Origin of the sequence: Klebsiella sp. GN_Kp190 (assembly GCF_040061795.1) — a bacterium.
In the GTDB taxonomy this organism is placed as follows: Bacteria; Pseudomonadota; Gammaproteobacteria; order Enterobacterales; family Enterobacteriaceae; genus Klebsiella; species Klebsiella michiganensis.
Genome location: NZ_JBEAFN010000066.1, coordinates 46,156 through 66,039 on the forward strand (window position 1 = coordinate 46,156; position 19,884 = coordinate 66,039).

Here is a 19,884-nt window from a genome sequence, read left to right on the forward strand (position 1 = left end):
CATAATAACGTTCGGCCAGCTGTAACCTGGCAGAACGTTAGCAACGGACTGCCCTCAGGACTATGTGAAATGGAGCTGACGATGAAACGAACTTTTACCCTACCCAGCCTGATGTTGACCACCGTCACGGCCAATACTTCCGCGCAGTCAGCGGAGTTTGCCAGCGCTGACTGCGTAACGGGCCTGAACGAAATTGGCCTGATTTGCGTTAACAACATCTCGGGCAGCCAGCAGGATGTTGAACACGCTATCGCCGTGCAGGCCGATGAGCAGGGCGCCTCCTGGTATCGCATCGTCCAGATGTACGAGGAGCAGCAGCCGGACAACTGGCGGGTACAGGCCATTCTTTATGCCTGAGGCGCCTGTCGTCCACGCCCCGTTGCCCGTAACAGTAAGTCATCCAGCGTCTGCTCATCCAGCCGCATGCCGCCGCGCGCGTCGAGCATCATACGGCACCAGGCCTCTGCCAGCGGCGGTGACGCGAAGCGTAATAGCTGCGCCCCAACGCCCAGCATATAGACCAGCCGGGTAATCTCCCGCCCCTGCTCTTCCAGAGGCCGCCGTAGCCACTGCTGCAGCTGCCGCCACGTCCGATCGAAATGACGATTTTGCCCTTTCACTTCCGCGCACTCCGCCGCCAGAAGTTCGAGCGCCGCCGGCTGCTTCATCAGAACCCGCATCACGTCCAGACACATAATATTACCGGAACCTTCCCAGATGCTGTTTACCGGCATTTCACGGTACAAACGCGGTAATTCACTCTCTTCACAATAGCCTGAGCCGCCCAGTACCTCCATCGCCTCGGCGACGAACGCGATCCCGGATTTGCAGACAGCAAATTTCGCGGCGGGCGTGAACAGCCTTGCCCATAGCGCTTCCTGCACATCGTCGCGCCTGTCCCAGGCCCTCGCCAGGCGGAACAGAAAGGCGGTTTGTCCTTCCAGCCGCAGCGCCATCTGCCCCAGAACCTGACGCATTATCGGCTGATCGACCAGATTTTTACCAAATGCCTGACGCTGCAGAGCATGGTATAAGGCTACCGAATAGGCCCGGCGCATCAGCGCATGGCTACCCAGCGCGCAGTCAAAACGGGTCAGGCCGCCCATTTTGAGAATTTGCCGGACGCCATCGCCCTCTTCTCCGACCAGCCAGCCGCAGGCATTGAAAAACTCGACTTCGCTGCTGGCGTTCGCGCGGTTACCTAATTTATCTTTCAGCCTTTCCAGATGTACACCGTTACGCTGGCCATCCGGCAACAGGCGCGGAACAAAAAAGCAGGAGAGGCCCGCCGGCGCCTGAGCCAGCACCAGATGAGCATCGCTCTGCGGTACCGAGAAAAACCATTTATGTCCGATCAGATGATAAAAGCCTTCTGCGCTTTTCTCCGCTCGCGTCGTGTTGCTCAGGACATCGGACCCGCCCTGCTTTTCCGTCATCCCCATCCCGATAAGCAGCCCGCGTTTCTGATTACCCGGCACAAGGTGCGGATCGTAGCGATCGCTTAATAGCGGCGATAGCCAGTCGCTAAAAGTCTCGGGTAAGGAGCGCTGCAGCAATGGAATCGCGGCAAAGGTCATGGTGGTGGGACACAGGGTGCCCGCCTCGACCTGCGCATGCAGCATAAAGCGGGCAGCGCGGGCAACGAAGGCGCCTTCACGAGCCTCTTCCTGCCAGGCAAGATTATGTACCCGGTTAGCGCACAGCCCCTGCATCAGTAAATGCCAGGCGGGGTGGAAACGAACATCGTCAAGACGCGATCCCGTTGCGTCATAGCGCAGCAGTTCCGGCGGATTGCTGTTGGCCAGGCGCCCCAGCTCCAGCGATTCGGCCGTCCCCAGCTGTTGGCCAATGCTCGCCAGCAGATCGCCATCCCAGCCCGCGCCTTCGCGGACGACGGCTTCACGCAGGGCGGTATCGGACAGGAATAAGTTACTGTTACATAGCGGCGAGGGTTGATTAAATACGGTATGAGTTTGCCAGTGCATTATGTTTCCCTCCTTCAATGGCTCTATCCATAAGTATGGACAACGGCGCACTTTCCGTCAGAGAACTCTGTTATAAAGTTCTCTCACAATCAGAAAGGGAATTTCATGATTCATTTAATTATTGAAGATCGGCAAAATGCGCCGAACTATATTCCGCTTATCCACCGCCATCTTCCTCATCTCGCGATGAGCGCTATCAAACAGAACCTGAACGCTTCCGGTTACGTCACCTCATTTGATGAAAACAAAATCTGCGATGACATTCTGGAAGAGCAGAATCCTATTGGAAATTTTCTTAATCTCATCAAAGTATTAAAGAATCGAGGCGCGCAGCTTAAATTCCTCGAGCAAACGGGAGATGAACCGGGAGAGGAATTACCCTTGAGCCAGGTCCTGAACTATGTTGAAAGAGGTCTCGACATTGCCCGTCGGATAGAGCGAGAAGGCGGTCAGAACTGAAGAAGATAAGCCATTCCAGAGAATGGCTTATTTGGAAAGAAGAGATTAGCTGCGCTGGCGTACCGCTTCAAACAGGCAAATACCGGTGGCGACCGATACGTTCAGCGACGACACGCTACCGGCCATCGGGATGCTGATCAACTCGTCGCAGTGCTCCCGGGTCAGGCGGCGCATGCCTTCGCCTTCCGCCCCCATGACCAGCGCCAGCGATCCGGTCATTTTGCTCTGGAACAGCGTATGATCGGCCTCGCCGGCGGTACCGACGATCCAGACGTTCTCTTCCTGCAGCAGACGCATGGTACGCGCCAGGTTGGTGACGCGGATCAGCGGGACGTTTTCCGCCGCGCCGCAGGCCACTTTTTTCGCCGTGGCATTCAGCTGCGCAGAACGGTCTTTGGGGACAATCACCGCATGCACGCCAGCGGCGTCAGCGCTACGTAAACAGGCGCCGAGGTTGTGCGGATCGGTCACGCCGTCAAGGATCAAAAAGAACGGCTGATCGAGAGAGGCGATCAGATCCGGCAGATCGTTCTCCTGATACTGACGTCCGGGCTTCACGCGGGCAATAATTCCCTGATGAACGGCGCCTTCGCTTTTCTCATCCAGAAACTGGCGGCTGGCGACCTGAATCACCACGCCCTGCGCTTCCAGGGCATGGATCAGCGGCATAAGGCGCTTATCCTCACGGCCTTTCAGAATAAAGACTTCCTGAAAACGTTCAGGAGCGCGCTCCAGCAGTGCCTGCACCGCGTGGATGCCGTAAATCATTTCACTCATTTATCTACTCGTTTAGGTTCTGTTATCCGTTCCCTTCCCCCCGCCCCGCCACGATGTCGGGAGGCGCGGGGGTAAAGGGAATCGCACTACTCAGCGATATTCTTTTTCTTCGCCGCGCGCTTGGCTTTGGTCGCTGCGGCTATCTTCTGGGTTTTCTCCGACGGCTTCTTCGCTTTCTTCTCGCCTTTTGGCTGAGCGGCTTTCGGCTGAGACTGACCTTTCTGTTTGCGGAATGCGCTATCCGGCTCGAAGTTTACCTGCTTGCCCGCCTGACGGCGACGTCCGGAAGATTTACCTGCGCCGCCCTTCTTCGCTTTTTCACGCTCGGTCTTACCGACGTTGCGCGGCGCGCGCTCGCTGGAGATAAGCGAGAAGTCAATTTTACGCTCGTCCATGTTGACCGCTTCAACGCGCACTTCCACGCGATCGCCCAGTCGATAGGTCTGGCCGCCGGATTCACCAATCAGACGCTGTCCGACCTGATCGAAGCGGTAGTAGTCGTTATCGAGGGAAGAGACGTGCACCAGACCATCAATAAACAGCTCATCCAGACGGACGAAGAAACCAAAGCCGGTCACGCTGGCAATCACGCCCTTAAAGACGTTACCCACCTGATCCAGCATGAAATCACACTTCAGCCAGTCCGAAACATCGCGCGTCGCTTCATCAGCACGACGCTCGGTCATCGAACAGTGCGCCCCCAGCTGCAGCATCTCGTCCATGCTGTAGTGCCAGCCGCCGGTCTCGGTGCTATTGCCTTTATGTCCCTGCTCTTTCGCCAGTAAATACTTGATCGCGCGATGCAGCGAAAGGTCAGGATAGCGGCGAATCGGCGAGGTGAAGTGGGCATAGGATTGCAGCGCCAGACCAAAGTGGCCGCGGTTTTCCGGGTCGTATATCGCCTGTTTCATCGACCGCAGCAGCATGGTTTGCAGCATCTCTGCATCCGGACGATCGGCGATAGAGGTCAGTAATTCCGCATAGTCGCGCGGCTCCGGCTTGTTGCCGCCAGGCAGCTCAAGCCCCAGCTCCGCGAGCACCGAACGGAATGCGGTAATCGCTTCCGTACTCGGTTTGTCATGGATACGGAACAGCGCCGGTTCCTCGGCCTTCTCAACGAAGCGCGCAGCGGAGATGTTCGCCAGGATCATGCACTCTTCAATCAGCTTGTGCGCGTCGTTACGCTGAGTCTGCTCAATACGTTCAATGCGGCGTTCAGCATTAAAGATGAATTTAGCTTCTTCACTCTCAAATGAGATACCGCCGCGCTCTTCACGCGCGCCGTCCAGCACTTTGTAGAGGTTATGCAGCTCTTCAATATGCTTAACCAGCGGCGCGTACTGCTCACGCAGATCCTGGTCGCCCTGCAGCATATGCCAGACTTTGGTATAGGTCAGACGGGCATAGGAGCTCATCACCGCTTCGTAGAATTTGAAGCCGGTCAGACGCCCCTTGGCCGAAATCGTCATTTCACAAACCATACAGAGCCTGTCGACCTGAGGATTCAGTGAACACAGGCCGTTAGAGAGCACTTCAGGCAGCATCGGAACCACCTGAGACGGGAAGTAGACCGACGTGCCGCGGCTGCGCGCTTCGCCATCCAGCGGCGTACCCGGACGCACGTAGTAGCTCACATCGGCGATCGCCACCCACAGACGCCAGCCACCGCCGCGTTTCTTCTCGCAGTACACGGCATCATCAAAGTCACGGGCGTCTTCGCCATCAATGGTGACCAGCGGCAGGCTACGTAAATCAACGCGCCCTTGTTTCGCCTCTTCCGGTACCTGTTCTTTCAGGCCGGCGACCTGTTTTTCGACCGCTGGCGGCCAGACGTAGGGAATTTCATGGGTGCGCAGGGCCATATCGACCGCCATGCCGGTACCCATATTGTCGCCGAGGACCTCAACGATCTTGCCGACCGCTTTGGTGCGGCGGGTTGGGCGCTGGGTCAGCTCAACCACCACCACAAACCCCATCCGCGCGCCCATGATCTGTTCCGGGGGAATCAGGATATCGAAGCTCAGGCGGCTGTCATCCGGCACCACGAAGCCAACGCCCGCATCGGTAAAGTAGCGGCCCACAATCTGGCCCGTTTTTGGCACCAGTACGCGGACAATACGCGCTTCGCGACGGCCTTTACGGTCGGCGCCCAGCGGCTGCGCCAGCACCTGATCGCCGTGAATACAGGTTTTCATCTGCTCGGACGACAGATACAGGTCATCTTTACGGCCTTCAACGCGCAGGAAGCCATAACCATCGCGATGACCGATAACGGTCCCTTTCAGCAGGTCAAGACGTTCCGGCAGCGCATAGCACTGACGACGCGTAAAGACCAGCTGACCATCGCGTTCCATTGCGCGCAGTCTGCGGCGCAATGCTTCTTGTTGTTCTTCGCCTTCAATATTCAGCTCTATTGCCAGCTCATCTCGGCTAGCCGGTTTTTCGCGTTTTGCTAAATGATCGAGGATAAATTCCCGGCTCGGGATTGGATTAGCGTATTTTTCAGATTCGCGGTCCAGGAAAGGATCTTGTGACATGTCGGTTCCTCCGTTGTCATCTCCAGTGAAGTTTACGTCACTCCACCAGCAATAATTTATAAAGCGGTTGATTCTTTTCAACCAAATCGGCCAGCGTGTAGTTATCCAGTTCCTTGAGAAAACTTTGCGCGGCTTCAGCAAGCGCCTGTTTCAGACGACAGGCGGGCGTAATATGGCAAAATTCGCTGCTGCAGTTGACCAACGAGAGCGGCTCCAGATCGCGAACAACATCACCCACGCGAATCATATTTGCCGGTTTCCCCAGACGAATTCCCCCGTTTTTTCCCCGTACCGCCGTCACGTACCCCACGCGACTTAGCTGATTGATTATTTTAACCATATGATTACGGGAAACGCCGTAAACCTCCGTCACTTCGGAGATGCTGGTCATTCTTCCATCCGGTAGCGACGCCATATAAATCAGCGCGCGTAATCCGTAATCAGTGAAACTCGTTAACTGCACAATCAACCTCAGGGAAAAGAAAAACAGAGTGCGTCGGTAGACAATTACTATTGATGATAAACCAGCCAGCGCTCAGGCCGCTAATTTATTTAAATGGGGCGGGCGAACAGCAAAAACAAGAGGCGCCTTAACGGCGCCCCTGGAGATCGTTATGCGTCGAACGGATCGCGCAAAATCATCGTCTCGGTACGGTCAGGACCGGTAGAGATAATATCAACCGGTACGCCGGTCAGCTCTTCAATGCGTGCGATGTAGTTCAGCGCTGCCTGCGGCAGACCGCTGCGCTCTTTCACGCCAAAGGTGGTTTCAGACCAGCCCGGCATGGTTTCGTAAATCGGCTCGATGCCTTCCCAGTTGTCAGCAGCCAGCGGAGTGGTCGTCACTTCGCGGCCATCCGGCATCCGGTAGGCTATGCAGATTTTAACTTCTTTCAGGCCGTCCAGGACGTCCAGCTTAGTCAGGCAGAAACCGGACAGGGAGTTAATCTGCACCGCGCGGCGCACCGCTACGGCATCCAGCCAGCCGGTACGACGACGACGGCCGGTGGTTGCGCCAAACTCGTTACCCTGCTTGCACAGGAACTCGCCGGTTTCATCAAACAGCTCAGTCGGGAACGGACCCGCACCTACGCGAGTGGAGTACGCTTTGATGATACCCAGAACGTAGTCTACATAACGCGGACCCAGACCGGAGCCGGTCGCCACGCCACCTGCGGTGGTGTTGGAAGAGGTTACGTACGGATAGGTACCGTGATCGATATCGAGCAGCGTACCCTGTGCGCCTTCAAACATGACGAAATCGCCACGCTTGCGCGCCTGGTCAAGCAGATCGGAAACGTCAACAACCATCGCGGTCAGGATGTCGGCAATCGCCATGACGTCATCGAGAACTTTCTGGTAATCAACCGCTTCAGCTTTGTAGAAATTCACCAGCTGGAAGTTGTGATATTCCATCACTTCTTTCAGTTTCTCAGCGAAGGTGGCTTTATCAAACAGATCGCCAACGCGCAGACCGCGGCGAGCCACTTTATCTTCGTAAGCCGGGCCGATACCGCGACCGGTCGTACCGATAGCTTTCGCGCCGCGCGCTTTTTCACGCGCGACATCCAGCGCAACGTGATATTCGAGGATAAGCGGGCACGCTTCAGAAAGCAGCAGACGCTCGCGGACAGGGATACCACGGTCTTCCAGACCTTTCATCTCTTTCATCAGCGCAGCCGGAGAAAGCACGACACCGTTACCGATGATGCTGGTGACATTCTCGCGAAGAATACCTGATGGAATGAGATGGAGGACGGTTTTTTCACCGTTGATTACGAGAGTATGGCCGGCGTTGTGACCGCCCTGATAGCGCACAACATATTTAGCCCGTTCAGTCAGGAGATCGACGATCTTCCCTTTACCTTCGTCACCCCATTGGGTGCCCAGTACGACGACGTTGTTACCCATTTTTCAAAATCACCGTTTGCTTAAAAATGGATTCTACCATCGCTTTTTCAGAGTTACAGCACTTTTTGCACTCAAAAGGCGGGAAATTAGTCTACTTTACGCTCAGCCAATCGTTTTCCTCAACATGTAGTAGATGACGATACCGGCAACCACAAGACCTCCGCCAAACCGGCGTAATAAATTATCCGGTAATTGGCTCATCGTGGCGACCATTCGACGCCACGCGCGCGGATAAAGCAACGGCCCAAGCCCTTCAAGTACTAAAACCAGCGCCAGTGCCAGCCAAATTGTAGAGTTCATTATTCACCTTTATTTAAGTACAGCCACCGTCGCTCACCCCTGTGAGTCGTTGCTCAATTCATATTCTCCGGTATTTCATCATTGTTATGAACCGGCTTTATGAAACAAAATACATAACCCATTGGCGAACCCAAATCCGCTGCGAACATTGTAAAAAAGGCGCCTCAACGGGCGCCTTTTTGCTTACTCATTGCTTATCAGCGGGTCGCTGACGTGGGTGATTTCATATAGCGGAAGAAATCGCTGTCCGGGCTGAGAACCATCACATCCTGATTGCTCTGGAAGCTGTTCTCATACGCACGCAGGCTACGGATAAAGGCATAGAAGCCTGGATCCTGGCTGAATGCATCAGCAAACAGTTTCGCCGATTCAGCATCGCCTTCACCGCGCAGAATACGACCCTGACGCTCGGCTTCCGCCAGCGTTTTGGTCACTTCATAATCCGCGGTCGCGCGCAGTTTTTCAGCTTCTTCCTGACCCTGTGAACGGTGACGACGCGCTACCGCTTCACGCTCGGCGCGCATACGGTTGTAGATCGCTTCAGACACTTCGGCAGGCAGGTTGATCTGTTTAATACGCACGTCGACGACTTCAATACCCAGCGCCGCCATACTGTTCGGGTTGATCACCTGAACCTTACCGTTTGTTTCTGCTTCAACACGCTCCGCCGCTTTAGCAATCGCGTCATCGGCAGCCGGCGTACTGACTTCATCTTCTGTGCCCGCAGAACCTGAGTTCAGCGCATCGCGGACTTCCAGGGTCAGACGGCCGCGGGAGTCGGTCACGATGTCTTTCACATCCAGACGGCCAATTTCAGAACGTAGACGGTCAGAGAATTTACGCTTCAGCAGCACCTCGGCCTGGGAAACGTCACCGCCGCCGGTTGCCAGGTAGTAACGGCTAAAGTCGCTGATGCGCCACTTGATGTAAGAGTCAACAATCAGGTCCTTCTTCTCTTTGGTAACAAAGCGGTCGGCCTGGTTGTCCATCGTCTGGATACGCGCATCAAGCATCTTCACGGATTCAATAAAAGGAATCTTGAAGTGAAGGCCAGGCGCGTACACCAGCGGTTTGTTTTCATCGTCGCGCAGAACTTTACCAAAACGCAGCGTGATGCCGCGCTCGCCCTCTTTGACCACAAAGATGGACATGTAGAGCACCACCAGCACGATGACAATTATCGCGATAACAGATTTACGCATCGTTATTCCCCCTGACGCTGGTAGTCGTTACGCTGCGCGTTGGCGCGGCGTTGGTCCATAATGGTGCCTCCCGTAGAGGTAGAAGCGTTACTGGCGCTGTTTGAGCTGGATGCAGGCGGCAGACGCAGCAGATCGCTTGCGCCACTGCTATCGCTCTTTGCCGCCGGCGCGCCGGCGCCTTTCAGCATCTGATCCAGAGGCAGAACCATCAGGTTGCTCCCCTTATCGTTAACCAGCACTTTGCGCGTATGGCTCAGCACTTTTTCCATGGTTTCGATATACAGACGCTCGCGGGTAATTTCCGGAGCCGCTTTATACTCAGGCAGAATTTTTGCAAAACGAGCCACTTCACCCTGCGCTTCAAGAACGGTCTGGGTCTTATAGGCGCGAGCCTCTTCAAGGATACGCTGCGCCTGACCGTTAGCCCGCGGCTGGACTTCGTTGGTGTAAGCTTCCGCTTCACGAATGTACTGCTGTTCGTTTTCACGCGCGGCAATCGCATCATCAAACGCGGCTTTTACTTCCTCCGGCGGACGCGCCGTCTGGAAGTTGACGTCGAGCAGGGTGATACCCATGTTGTACGGACGAATGGTCTCTTCCAGCTCGCGCTGGGTATCGCTACGAATGACGGTACGTCCTTCGGTCAGGATACGGTCCATGGTGTATTTACCGATCACGCCACGCAGGGCGCTGTCGGTGGCCTGACGCAGGCTGTCGTCCGCGCTGGTGACGCTAAACAGATAGCGTTCCGGATCGGTCACGCGGTACTGCACGTTCATCTCAACGCGCACGACGTTTTCGTCAGACGTCAGCATGACGCCGGAAGCCGCCAGTTCGCGGACCGACTCAACGTTAACCGCCTGAACGTTATCAATGAAAGTAGGTTTCCAGTTAAGGCCAGGCTCAACCAGATGGCTAAATTTACCAAAGCGAGTGACGACGCCACGTTCAGCTTCTTTAATGGTATAGAAACCGCTGGCTGCCCAGATAATAACCGCAGCGGCGGCAACGATGCCGACGATACGTCCGCCCATTGGCCCGCGAGGTCCCTGAGAGCCGCTACCGCCGCCCAGTCCACCTTTTCCGCCACCCAGGCCGCCAAGTTTTTTACTTAGCTTACGGAAGATATCATCCAGATCGGGAGGTCCCTGCTCGCGACCGCCTTTGTTGCCATTTCCCCCAGAGTTGCCGCCTTGGTTATTGCTGCTTCCCCACGGGTCGCGGTCCTGTCCGTTATTACCGGGCTGATTCCACGCCATGTATATGCTCCATATTTGTTTTTGATATCCCCACAGGGGTCAATATCTTCAGGCAAGCTGCAAGGTCAAATCACGTATTCAACCAGCGCTGGCTCTTGTTTACAGAGGCGACGCCAGTCAACGATCGGCATGCGCACCTGCAGACCAACGCTACCGTCATCCTCCATCCACTCTTTCTCTATCGCCTGAAGCTGATAGAACCGGCTTCTCAACCGACCTTCCTGCGGTGGCAGGCGCAGCGTGTGCTGGGCCACTTCACCAGAAAGCCGTTCCGTCAAAGCCTGAAAAAGCAGCGGTACGCCAACCCCGGTCTGGGCGGAAAGCCAGACCCGAATCGGTTTATTTTCTTCATCCCGATCGATACGCGGCTCAAAATCATCCAGCATGTCGATTTTATTCATGACCAGCAGCGCCGGGATCTCATCAGCTTCGATTTCCGCGAGCACCGTATTCACTGCGTCAATATTTTCCTGCACGCGCACATCGGCAGCATCAATGATATGCAGCAACAGCGTCGCCTGGCGCGTCTCCTGGAGCGTCGCTTTAAACGCGGCCACCAGATCGTGCGGCAGGTGGCGAATAAAGCCTACGGTATCCGCCAGGACGGTTTCGCCGACATCAGGGACATCAATCCGGCGCAGCGTTGGATCCAGAGTGGCGAACAGCTGGTTCGCAGCATAGACCTCGGCTTCGGTTATCTGGTTGAACAACGTGGATTTACCGGCGTTGGTATAACCGACCAGCGACACGGTTGGAATATCGGCTTTGGCGCGTGACCGCCGTCCCTGCTCACGCTGTTTTTCAACTTTTTCCAGTCGCGCCAGGATCTGCATAATACGGTTACGCAGCAAGCGGCGGTCAGTTTCGAGCTGGGTTTCCCCCGGGCCGCGCAAACCAATCCCGCCTTTCTGTCTTTCAAGGTGGGTCCAGCCGCGAACGAGGCGAGTCGCCATGTGGCGCAGCTGCGCCAGCTCGACCTGCAGTTTCCCTTCGTGGGTACGCGCTCGCTGGGCAAAAATATCTAAAATCAGGCCAGTACGATCGATAACCCGACATTCGCATAAGCGCTCCAGGTTTCGTTCCTGTGCCGGACTCAGGGCATGATCGAAGAGCACGACCGATGCACCGGTCGCTTTTACGGCTTCCGCAATTTCGACAGCTTTACCTTCACCAACAAAATACTTCGGGTGCGGTGCTTTACGGCTACCGGTAATCACCTGCATTGCTTCGACACCGGCGGAAGAGGCCAGAGTTTCAAACTCCTGGAGATCTTCCATATCTTTGTCTTGCGAAAAATAGATGTGTACCAGTACCGCCTGCTCACCGGCATCATAACGGTCAAACAAGCGTAAACCCCTTATAAAATACCAGCGGGGAACGCAGAAAACCTGGCTCCCCGACGTGGAAAAACAGCATCTGCCTTATTCGGCGTCTTCGCTGTCTTGCTGCGGCGCAGAAGAACCCTGCGCACCACCACCGTGGTGATAGTTGTTTGTACCGCCGCCAGCATTGTTGCTGTGGTGTGACACCGGGCGAGACGGGACAACAGTAGAAATTGCGTGCTTATAGACCATCTGGCTGACCGTGTTTTTCAACAGGATCACGAACTGATCGAAAGACTCAATTTGCCCTTGCAGCTTAATACCATTCACCAAATAAATAGAAACCGGAACACGTTCCCGACGCAAAGCGTTCAGGAACGGATCTTGTAAAGATTGCCCCTTAGCCATTCTCTCTTTTCCTTATATGTATGCTTGTTTTGTACTCAGAACCTTACGATTCTTAAAAAAATTACGCACGATACCCGTTCAATTGTACACGTTCAGTCCAGGCTAGCACCAACAACCTGTAATACTTTGTTGAACGCTTGTTCAGGTTGTTCACTGTCTAACCAGTGGATACCTTCCCAACCGCGCAGCCAGGTCACCTGACGTTTAGCTAACTGTCTCGTGGCGCAAACACCTCGATAAACCATTTCATCATACGGGATCTCGCCATTAAGGTAAGACCACATCTGGCGATATCCGACACAACGAATGGAAGGCATATCCGTATGCAAATCTCCCCGGGCAAAAAGCGCCCGCACTTCTGCTTCAAAACCTGAAGCCAACATCTGATGAAAACGCTGTTCTATGCGCTGATGGAGCAGTTCACGGCTCGCCGGGGCGATGGCGAACTGGTGCACCTTATACGGCAGAGCATCACCTGACGTTTGCGTCAGCTCCGTTAAAGTTTTACCCGAAATGAAAAAAACTTCCAGTGCTCGGGAAAGTCTTTGCGGATCATTTGGATGAATACGCGCGGCGGCAACCGGATCAATTTCCTGTAGCTGCTGGTGTAACGCGTTCCATCCCTGCTCTGCGGCCTGTTGCTCGATCCTGGCTCTGACCTCAGGGTCAGCCGAGGGTAGAGGCGACAATCCTTCCAACAACGCCTTGAAATACAACATCGTTCCGCCAACCAGTAGCGGAATTCGCCCGGCAGCGACGATATCGGCCATCTCTGCCAGCGCATCGCGGCGGAAATCCGCCGCGGAATAAGCCTCGGCCGGGTCAAGAATATCCAGCAGACGATGCGGCGCAGCGCTCAGCTCCGCGGCATCGGGCTTGGCCGTGCCTATGTCCATTCCTCGATAGATGAGGGCTGAATCAACGCTAATCAACTCTACTGGCAAAACTTTACGTAAGGCGATAGCCAATGCGGTTTTACCAGAGGCCGTCGGGCCCATTAAAAATATTGCCTTAGGCAGGCTTGCCTCAGTTACATCACTCATCTTTCAGGGCATTCATCGCCGAATGTAAATCAACAGGTTGTAACAGACCACCCGGCGGCGCTTTAACCAGCTGCGGACATAAGCGTTCGATATCCGCCAGGACGGCAATCGCCTGCGCCATGTTCCACTGCGCATGTTCGCTCGCCAGATTACGCGCCATCCACTGAGCAATATTGCCGACGTCGACGGTTTTTTGCTGCGCCAGGTAGCCTATCAGTTCAGGAATCAAGATTTGTAAATTTTGTTGTCTTAAGGGTAAAGGCACTGCGCGGACCGTCACGTGGTGCGCATCGGACTGGAGTTCAATCCCGACCTCAGCCAGCGCCGACTGCGCCTGCTTGAGCGCGTCTTTTTCCTCGTCGGACACTTTTATCCGCAGCGGGATAAGCAGCGGTTGGGCGCAAACCGCCTCTGCGCCCGGCGTTAGCTGCGCCTGGCGCAGCCAGCGCTCAGCAACCGGCAGAGCCAGCAGTGATAACTTACCGCCGCGCTCCAGCAGCGCGCAGTCGCTATCGATAATCGTCAGTACGCGGCCAAAGCTTTGGCTATGGCCCGACAGGCCTTCCGCTGCCGGTGCGGGAGCCAGGGGTTTGCGCTCCGTGGCCGGCGTATCCAGCAGTTGGCGATAAAGCGCACCCTGCTGTTTTTGATAGCCTGGCTGCGCGTGCGGCCAGGCGGCTCCGCCAGATGAACCCGAGGCGGCGGACTCTCGCGAACCTCCGGTATTAAAACGCGGCGCGGCGGGCTCATCCCGGTAACGGGGAGCGGCGCTTTCACGCGCGACCGCCGGCTGGGCAAAATGATTGCCGCCCGCCGCAATGCGGTTTTCCGGCACCTGCCGCGGCGCGGGCTCATCGCCCTCTTCCGCCAACGGCACCTCCAGCTGCTGCTGCAGGACGCTCAGCACGCCCTGATAGATAAAGTCATGCACCAGGCGCGACTGATGAAAACGCACTTCATGTTTGGCCGGATGGACGTTCACATCCACCTGATGCGGATCTATCTTCAGATACAGCACAAAGGCAGGCTGCTGGTCGGCGCCCAGTTTGTCTTCACAGGCCTGGCGAATCGCGTGATTAATCAGGCGATCGCGCATCATCCGCCCATTGACGTAGCAATACTGAATCTCCGCCAGCGTCGGATTGGTATGTAGCGGATCGGCCACCCAGCCGCTGAGGGTCAGGTCGCCGTGCTGCCACTCAATCGCCAGCGCGTGTTCGAGAAATGGCAAACCGCAGATCGCGCCCAGACGCCGCTCGCGCTGGCCGTCCTGCGATACCGCCCGGTACTGGCGCACGGACTTGCCGTTGTGGCTGAGGTTGATGGTCACGTCGAAGCGCGCCAGCGCAATGCGCCGCACGATCTCGTCGATATGGCCAAACTCGGTTTTCTCGGTGCGCATAAATTTGCGCCGGGCGGGGGTGTTATAAAACAGATCCAGCACTTCCAGCGTTGTTCCCACCGGATGCGCCGCCGGCTTCACGGTGACCGCCTGATCGCGCCCTTCGGCATAGGCCTGCCAGGCCTCCTGCTGATCTTCGGTACGCGAGGTCAACGTCAGGCGAGCCACTGAGCTAATACTGGCCAGAGCTTCGCCGCGAAAGCCGAGGCTAATGATCGCCTCAAGGTCATCCAGCGAAGCAATTTTACTGGTGGCGTGACGAGCCAGCGCCAGCGCCAGCTCGTCTTTTTTGATGCCGCAGCCGTTATCGCGAATGCGGATTAACTTCGCCCCGCCGCGCTCAATATCAATGTCGATACGCGTCGCCCCGGCATCGAGGCTATTTTCCACCAGCTCTTTGACCACCGACGCCGGACGTTCCACCACTTCACCTGCGGCAATCTGGTTGGCGAGCTGCGGCGGTAGAACCTGAATCGGCATGGCCGTCTCCTTAATTTAACAACGTCCCGTCTGACGAACCTGCGCTGGCAGTCTGCGCGGCTGCCCCGCGCGGCGCGGATTGCAGAGGATGCTGCATAAAGTAGTTACGCAGGCCGTTATAAATCGCCTCTGCGACCTGCTGCTGATAAGCATCGCTACCCAGCAGCCGCTCTTCGCCGGTATTACTGATAAAACCCGTTTCCACCAGGATCGACGGGATATCCGGCGAACGCAGTACGCCGAGGCTGGCATGCTCAGGGCGACGCTTATGTAAATCGCCGATCCGCTGCAGCTGGCTCAGCACATTGGTCGCCACATCATACCCGACGCGCTGGGAATGGCCGAACTGTAAATCCAGCACCGCCTGGCTCAGGTAAGGGTCCGACTGGCTGTTGGCCAGTACATCGCCCGCGCCGCCCAGCAGTTCTGACTGTTTCTCATGCTGCTCGAGCCAGCCGGCCATTTCGCTGTTCGCGCGGCGGTTGGAAAGCACCCAAACCGAGGCCCCGGTAGCATCGCGATTCGGCGCAGCGTCGGCGTGAATCGAGACAAGGAAATTGGCGTTTTGCTTACGTGCGACGTCAGAACGCCCCATGACGGAAATGAAATAATCGCCGTCGCGCGTCAGCACGGGCCTGAACTGCGGATCGGCATTCAGCAGCGCGCGGAGCTTACGCGCAATCGCTATGGTCACATTCTTTTCTTTCGTGCCGTTCGGACCAATGGCTCCCGGATCCTGGCCGCCGTGGCCGGCGTCAATGGCGATAATCACTTTATCGTCGCCGGAAACGGTACGCGCCGCAGGACGCGTTACGCTACTGGTGCTGGTCACCGCGGTAAGCCGGTCGTTATCGGCTTTAAACGGGTTGCGCGCGGGTTCGCTCGGACGCACGGGCTGCGCCACGGGCCTTTCCGCCTGTCTAACCACCACTGGCTGAGGTGGAGGCGGAGGCGGCGCGTCGGCGTTAATCGTAAACACCACGGTGTAGTTAGAGCCGTTCTGCTGTTTCACCGCGCGGGTTTTGCCATCGGCGGTGAGATCCACCAGCAGGCGCAGCGACTGCGTATCCTGCGGCGTCCCGGAACGAATGCTTTTTACCAGATTATTGCCGCTAAACTGCAGCGGTAGCCCCTGGAGTACGCCAGTCTGTTTAATATCCAGCGCCACGATGCGTTTGCCCTGGGGGCTAAACGAATATTCAGGCTCGCCGATAAAGCTAATGGTAATGCGGGCCTGCCGATCGCCATTTGAGACCTGGATATCGGATAAACTTGCCGCAGTGCCCTGAATGCTGAACAGCATCAGTGCGGCGGCCAGCCAACTGGTTAAGCGATACATCATCCCGTCGTCCTTCAGGCTAATTAGCCAAACGCGCCAATAAAGACTCACCCAATGAGGAGACCGCGGTTACGCGCGCCTCACGCCCTTGTGCCTGATACTCAAGGTGAATTTCAACATCCGGGTCCGGCAGTACTCCCGTGCCCTGCTGAGGCCATTCCACCAGGCAGATAGCATCGTCAGTAAAATAATCGCGGATCCCCATAAACTCGAGTTCCTCAGGATCCGCCAGGCGATAAAGATCGAAGTGATAGACCATCAAATTATCGAGACTGTATGGCTCGACGAGGGTGTAGGTTGGGCTTTTAACGTTGCCACGGTGACCGAGAGCCTGAAGGAAACCGCGGCTAAAGGTGGTCTTACCCGCCCCTAAATCGCCATACAAATAGATGACCGTCGCGCCAGCGCATGCCTGCGCGACACGGTTGCCAAGGCTTAAAGTCGCCTGCTCATCGGGTAAAGGAATCACTCGGTTAATCATGGTCTACGTCAATCACATCCGGGTTAACAACACGCCTGAGCGTGAAAAAAAGATCGGTCGCCAGCATTCCGCGGGTGCCGTGTCTCGCCGCCAGCCGATCGGCGGCTTCGCCATGAGCAACGCATCCGGCGCAGGCAGCATCATACGGCGTCAGGCGCTGGCCTAACAACGCAGTGATAATACCGGTCAGCACATCGCCCATCCCGCCGCTGGCCATCCCAGCGTTACCGGCGTCGATAATAGCCATTTCGCCCGTTTCGCTCGCCACGATCGTACCTGCACCTTTCAGCACCACGATGCCACCATAACGTTTTACCAGACGTTGTGCAGAATGTAAGCGATCGCTTTCAATTTCTGCCACACTCACGTTCAGCAGGCGGGCGGCTTCGCCGGGATGCGGCGTCAGCACGCGATTGTGACGTTTATCGGGATTGATTGCCAGCAGGTTCAGCGCATCCGCATCCCAGACCATTGGTTTGCGAAAATTCTCCGCCTGGCGTAGCGCATTTTTACCCCACTCGCCCTGCCCCAGACCCGGCCCAATCGCAATGACATCCGCCCAGTGCAGACTCTCTTCGAGAGAACGGGACGTCAGCTCATGGACCATCAGCTCCGGCCTGGCGGTCAGAATGGGGGCAATGTTGTCCCGGTGAGTCAGTACTCGCACCAGCCCGGCGCCCGCGCGCAGCGCCGCTTCACCGCTCATTCGTATGGCGCCCGCCGTCCCCGGTTCGCCGCCAATAATCACCAGCTTACCGTGGTCGCCTTTGTGCGAGGTTGGACGCCGCGGCGGCAGCCAGCCGGGGAGCTGCGAGGCATCGAAGCGACTGAGCGCCGTCGTTTGGCCTGCCAGCCAACCCTCAAGCCCCAGGGCGTGGTGATGCAAACGGCCAACGACATCGCGGGCTTTTCCGGTCAGCAGCCCCGGCTTAAGCGCGATAAAGGTGATGGTATGAGCGGCATGGATAACCGCGCCCGGCGTCGTCCCCGTTTGCGCATTCAGGCCGGAGGGGATATCCAGCGCCACAACCGCAGCCGGATGGGCGTTTGCCCGCGCGATCAGCGCCGCAACGTTTTCCCGGGGCGCGCTCTGTAACCCGGTACCGAGCAGGCCGTCAATAATCAGCGTGATATCTTCCGGCCAGGGGATGCTGGCGGCATGAATCGTGCCGCCGGCGTTGAGCCACTCCTCACGCGCGAGGCTGGCCTCTTCCGGCAGCGGTTTCTCGCTCTCCAGCGCCAGCAGCGTGACCTGAATGCCTCGCGACTGTGCCAGGCGAGCCACCACGTAGCCGTCGCCGCCGTTATTACCGTGGCCGCAGAGAATCAGCCAGTGCTGGCTTTCAGGATACTGGACGCGCGCAAGCTCAAAAGCCGCTTCGCCCGCACGACGCATCAATTCATACAACGTCAGCCCAAGGGCATCCGCCGCCTCTTTTTCCGCTCGTCGTAGCGCCTCCGCCGACCAGATGATATGTGGTATACTCCCGGTGTTTTTCGTCATCGTATGGTCCATCATGTCACAGCCCCTCGATCTCAATCAGTTAGCGCAGCAAATCAAACAATGGGGCACAGAGTTGGGGTTCCAGCAGGTCGGTATTACCGATACCGATCTCAGCGCCAGCGAACCTAAACTGCAGGCGTGGCTGGATAAACAATACCACGGCGAAATGGCGTGGATGGCGCGTCATGGCATGATGCGCGCGCGCCCCCATGAGCTCCAGCCCGGTACCCTGCGCGTAATTAGCGTGAGAATGAACTATCTGCCCGCTAATGCCGCTTTCGCCCGTACCCTGAAAGACCCCGCCGTGGGTTACGTTAGCCGTTACGCCCTCGGACGGGACTATCACAAGCTATTACGTCATCGCCTGAAAAAATTAGGTGAGATGATTCAGGGACAGTGTGCTTCGCTCAATTTTAGACCTTTTGTCGATTCCGCGCCGATTCTTGAACGCCCTTTAGCCGAAAAAGCGGGGCTGGGATGGACAGGTAAGCACTCGCTCATCCTTAGCCGCGATGCCGGCTCGTTCTTTTTCCTCGGTGAATTGCTTATCGATCTCCCTCTTCCCATTGACCAGCCCGTCAAGGAAGAGTGCGGCCGCTGCGTTGCCTGCATGACCATCTGCCCAACCGGCGCCATCGTCGAGCCCTATACCGTCGATGCCCGGCGCTGTATTTCCTATCTGACTATCGAACTGGAAGGCGCTATTCCGGAAGAGTTTCGTCCGCTGATCGGCAACCGCATATACGGCTGCGATGACTGCCAGCTGATTTGCCCGTGGAACCGCTTCGCGCAGCTCACCGATGAAGAGGATTTCAGCCCGCGCAAGGCGCTACACGCCCCGGCGCTTATTGAGCTGTTCGCCTGGAGCGAACCCTGGTTTTTAAAAGTGACGGAAGGTTCGGCCATTCGCCGTATTGGTCATCTGCGCTGGCTGCGTAATATCGCCGTCGCGTTGGGCAATGCGCCCTGGGATGAAGCGAACCTGAAGGCGCTGGAAAGCCGCAGGGGTGAGCACCCGCTTCTCGACGAACATATCGAGTGGGCGATGGCGCAGCAAATTGAAAAGAGAAATGCCAATGTGGTTGAGGTGCAGTTACCCAAAAAGCTGCGTCTGGTCAGGGTGGTTGAAAAAGGGCTACCGCGCGACGCCTGATTCATTCACAGGGTGTGAATAAAAATAAAAACACATTGCGTTTCAAGGGGCAGACGTTCGTCAAGTGATCGGATTAACACTTTGAAATGAAATTTAACTGTTACATTTCAATTAGATATAAGAATACTATTTACATAGTGAAGTAATTTTCTGAGAGAGGACGAAAGGTTAACCTGTGGATAACTCTGTTCACAGTATTTTCAGGACCGCGCGAAAATCATCACCGGCGCGTGCTTGCGCTGTGGATAAACTGGGTATGAGAAGAAATTTGGAGCGGGAAACGAGACTCGAACTCGCGACCCCGACCTTGGCAAGGTCGTGC

At 56.4% G+C, this 19,884-nt stretch carries 18 protein-coding genes; 3 read left to right on the forward strand and 15 right to left on the reverse strand.

Annotation, left to right across the window (positions count from 1 at the left end):
* Nucleotides 1-81: 81 nt before the first annotated feature.
* Entirely contained in the window at nucleotides 82-357 is a 276-nt protein-coding gene (yjfN, locus tag ABLU67_RS24545; RefSeq protein WP_014227626.1) for a DUF1471 family protease activator YjfN, read from the forward strand.
* On the opposite strand, the gene ABLU67_RS24550 is transcribed toward yjfN, so the two are convergent.
* Nucleotides 348-1,985: an isovaleryl-CoA dehydrogenase gene (locus ABLU67_RS24550; RefSeq protein WP_049069023.1), complete on the reverse strand. Its 1,638-nt coding sequence runs from the start codon at nucleotides 1,983-1,985 to the stop codon at nucleotides 348-350. The two genes, yjfN and ABLU67_RS24550, sit on opposite strands and share 10 nt — an antisense overlap.
* A 105-nt stretch (nucleotides 1,986-2,090) precedes the next feature.
* Between ABLU67_RS24550 and ABLU67_RS24555 the strand changes: the two genes are divergently transcribed.
* Nucleotides 2,091-2,444 carry a hypothetical protein gene (locus tag ABLU67_RS24555; protein ID WP_122116888.1) on the forward strand — a complete coding sequence of 118 codons (354 nt, stop codon included), beginning with the start codon at nucleotides 2,091-2,093 and terminating at the stop codon, nucleotides 2,442-2,444.
* 45 nt (nucleotides 2,445-2,489) lie between these two features.
* Here ABLU67_RS24555 and rlmB read toward each other — a convergent pair whose 3' ends face one another.
* The 14 genes from rlmB to nnr all read right to left on the reverse strand — a co-directional run bounded on the left by rlmB (nucleotide 2,490) and on the right by nnr (nucleotide 18,409).
* Complete coding sequence (rlmB, locus tag ABLU67_RS24560; RefSeq protein ID WP_004109129.1) at nucleotides 2,490-3,221, reverse strand: 23S rRNA (guanosine(2251)-2'-O)-methyltransferase RlmB; 732 nt, start codon at nucleotides 3,219-3,221, stop codon at nucleotides 2,490-2,492.
* A gap of 86 nt (nucleotides 3,222-3,307) precedes the next feature.
* Nucleotides 3,308-5,758, reverse strand: a complete 2,451-nt coding sequence (gene rnr, locus ABLU67_RS24565; RefSeq protein WP_348852572.1) for a ribonuclease R — start codon at nucleotides 5,756-5,758, stop codon at nucleotides 3,308-3,310.
* A 37-nt stretch (nucleotides 5,759-5,795) separates the two neighbouring features.
* Nucleotides 5,796-6,221, reverse strand: a complete 426-nt coding sequence (gene nsrR / locus ABLU67_RS24570) for a nitric oxide-sensing transcriptional repressor NsrR (protein ID WP_004097980.1) — start codon at nucleotides 6,219-6,221, stop codon at nucleotides 5,796-5,798.
* A 149-nt stretch (nucleotides 6,222-6,370) separates the two neighbouring features.
* Nucleotides 6,371-7,669, reverse strand: a complete 1,299-nt coding sequence (locus ABLU67_RS24575) for an adenylosuccinate synthase (protein WP_221842356.1) — start codon at nucleotides 7,667-7,669, stop codon at nucleotides 6,371-6,373.
* A 102-nt stretch (nucleotides 7,670-7,771) separates the two neighbouring features.
* Entirely contained in the window at nucleotides 7,772-7,969 is a 198-nt protein-coding gene (locus ABLU67_RS24580; RefSeq protein ID WP_004097978.1) for a DUF2065 domain-containing protein, read from the reverse strand.
* 197 nt (nucleotides 7,970-8,166) lie between these two features.
* Nucleotides 8,167-9,171, reverse strand: a complete 1,005-nt coding sequence (gene hflC / locus ABLU67_RS24585; protein ID WP_004097977.1) for a protease modulator HflC — start codon at nucleotides 9,169-9,171, stop codon at nucleotides 8,167-8,169.
* 2 nt (nucleotides 9,172-9,173) lie between these two features.
* Complete coding sequence (hflK, locus tag ABLU67_RS24590) at nucleotides 9,174-10,430, reverse strand: FtsH protease activity modulator HflK (RefSeq protein WP_004097974.1); 1,257 nt, start codon at nucleotides 10,428-10,430, stop codon at nucleotides 9,174-9,176.
* A 65-nt stretch (nucleotides 10,431-10,495) separates the two neighbouring features.
* Nucleotides 10,496-11,776: a ribosome rescue GTPase HflX gene (gene hflX, locus ABLU67_RS24595; RefSeq protein ID WP_004097973.1), complete on the reverse strand. Its 1,281-nt coding sequence runs from the start codon at nucleotides 11,774-11,776 to the stop codon at nucleotides 10,496-10,498.
* Between the two features lie 75 nt (nucleotides 11,777-11,851).
* Entirely contained in the window at nucleotides 11,852-12,160 is a 309-nt protein-coding gene (gene hfq, locus ABLU67_RS24600; protein ID WP_004097968.1) for an RNA chaperone Hfq, read from the reverse strand.
* 92 nt (nucleotides 12,161-12,252) lie between these two features.
* On the reverse strand, nucleotides 12,253-13,203 hold the full coding sequence (gene miaA / locus ABLU67_RS24605) for a tRNA (adenosine(37)-N6)-dimethylallyltransferase MiaA (RefSeq protein WP_032695150.1): 951 nt from the start codon (nucleotides 13,201-13,203) through the stop codon (nucleotides 12,253-12,255).
* Nucleotides 13,196-15,085: a DNA mismatch repair endonuclease MutL gene (gene mutL, locus ABLU67_RS24610; protein ID WP_348852573.1), complete on the reverse strand. Its 1,890-nt coding sequence runs from the start codon at nucleotides 15,083-15,085 to the stop codon at nucleotides 13,196-13,198. The genes miaA and mutL overlap by 8 nt, the downstream gene beginning before the upstream one ends.
* A 10-nt stretch (nucleotides 15,086-15,095) precedes the next feature.
* Nucleotides 15,096-16,427 (reverse strand): N-acetylmuramoyl-L-alanine amidase AmiB, encoded by a 1,332-nt coding sequence (gene amiB / locus ABLU67_RS24615; RefSeq protein WP_047724784.1) that lies wholly within the window; start codon nucleotides 16,425-16,427, stop codon nucleotides 15,096-15,098.
* 16 nt (nucleotides 16,428-16,443) lie between these two features.
* The gene (gene tsaE, locus ABLU67_RS24620) at nucleotides 16,444-16,905 is read right to left on the reverse strand and encodes a tRNA (adenosine(37)-N6)-threonylcarbamoyltransferase complex ATPase subunit type 1 TsaE (RefSeq protein ID WP_014227619.1); all 462 of its coding nucleotides are present in this window, start codon (nucleotides 16,903-16,905) and stop codon (nucleotides 16,444-16,446) included.
* Complete coding sequence (nnr, locus tag ABLU67_RS24625; protein ID WP_171972751.1) at nucleotides 16,898-18,409, reverse strand: bifunctional ADP-dependent NAD(P)H-hydrate dehydratase/NAD(P)H-hydrate epimerase; 1,512 nt, start codon at nucleotides 18,407-18,409, stop codon at nucleotides 16,898-16,900. Before nnr ends, tsaE begins: the two co-directional genes overlap by 8 nt.
* Nucleotides 18,410-18,422: 13 nt before the next feature.
* Between nnr and queG the strand changes: the two genes are divergently transcribed.
* Nucleotides 18,423-19,562, forward strand: a complete 1,140-nt coding sequence (gene queG, locus ABLU67_RS24630; protein ID WP_014227617.1) for a tRNA epoxyqueuosine(34) reductase QueG — start codon at nucleotides 18,423-18,425, stop codon at nucleotides 19,560-19,562.
* The last annotated feature ends 322 nt before the right edge of the window (nucleotides 19,563-19,884 follow it).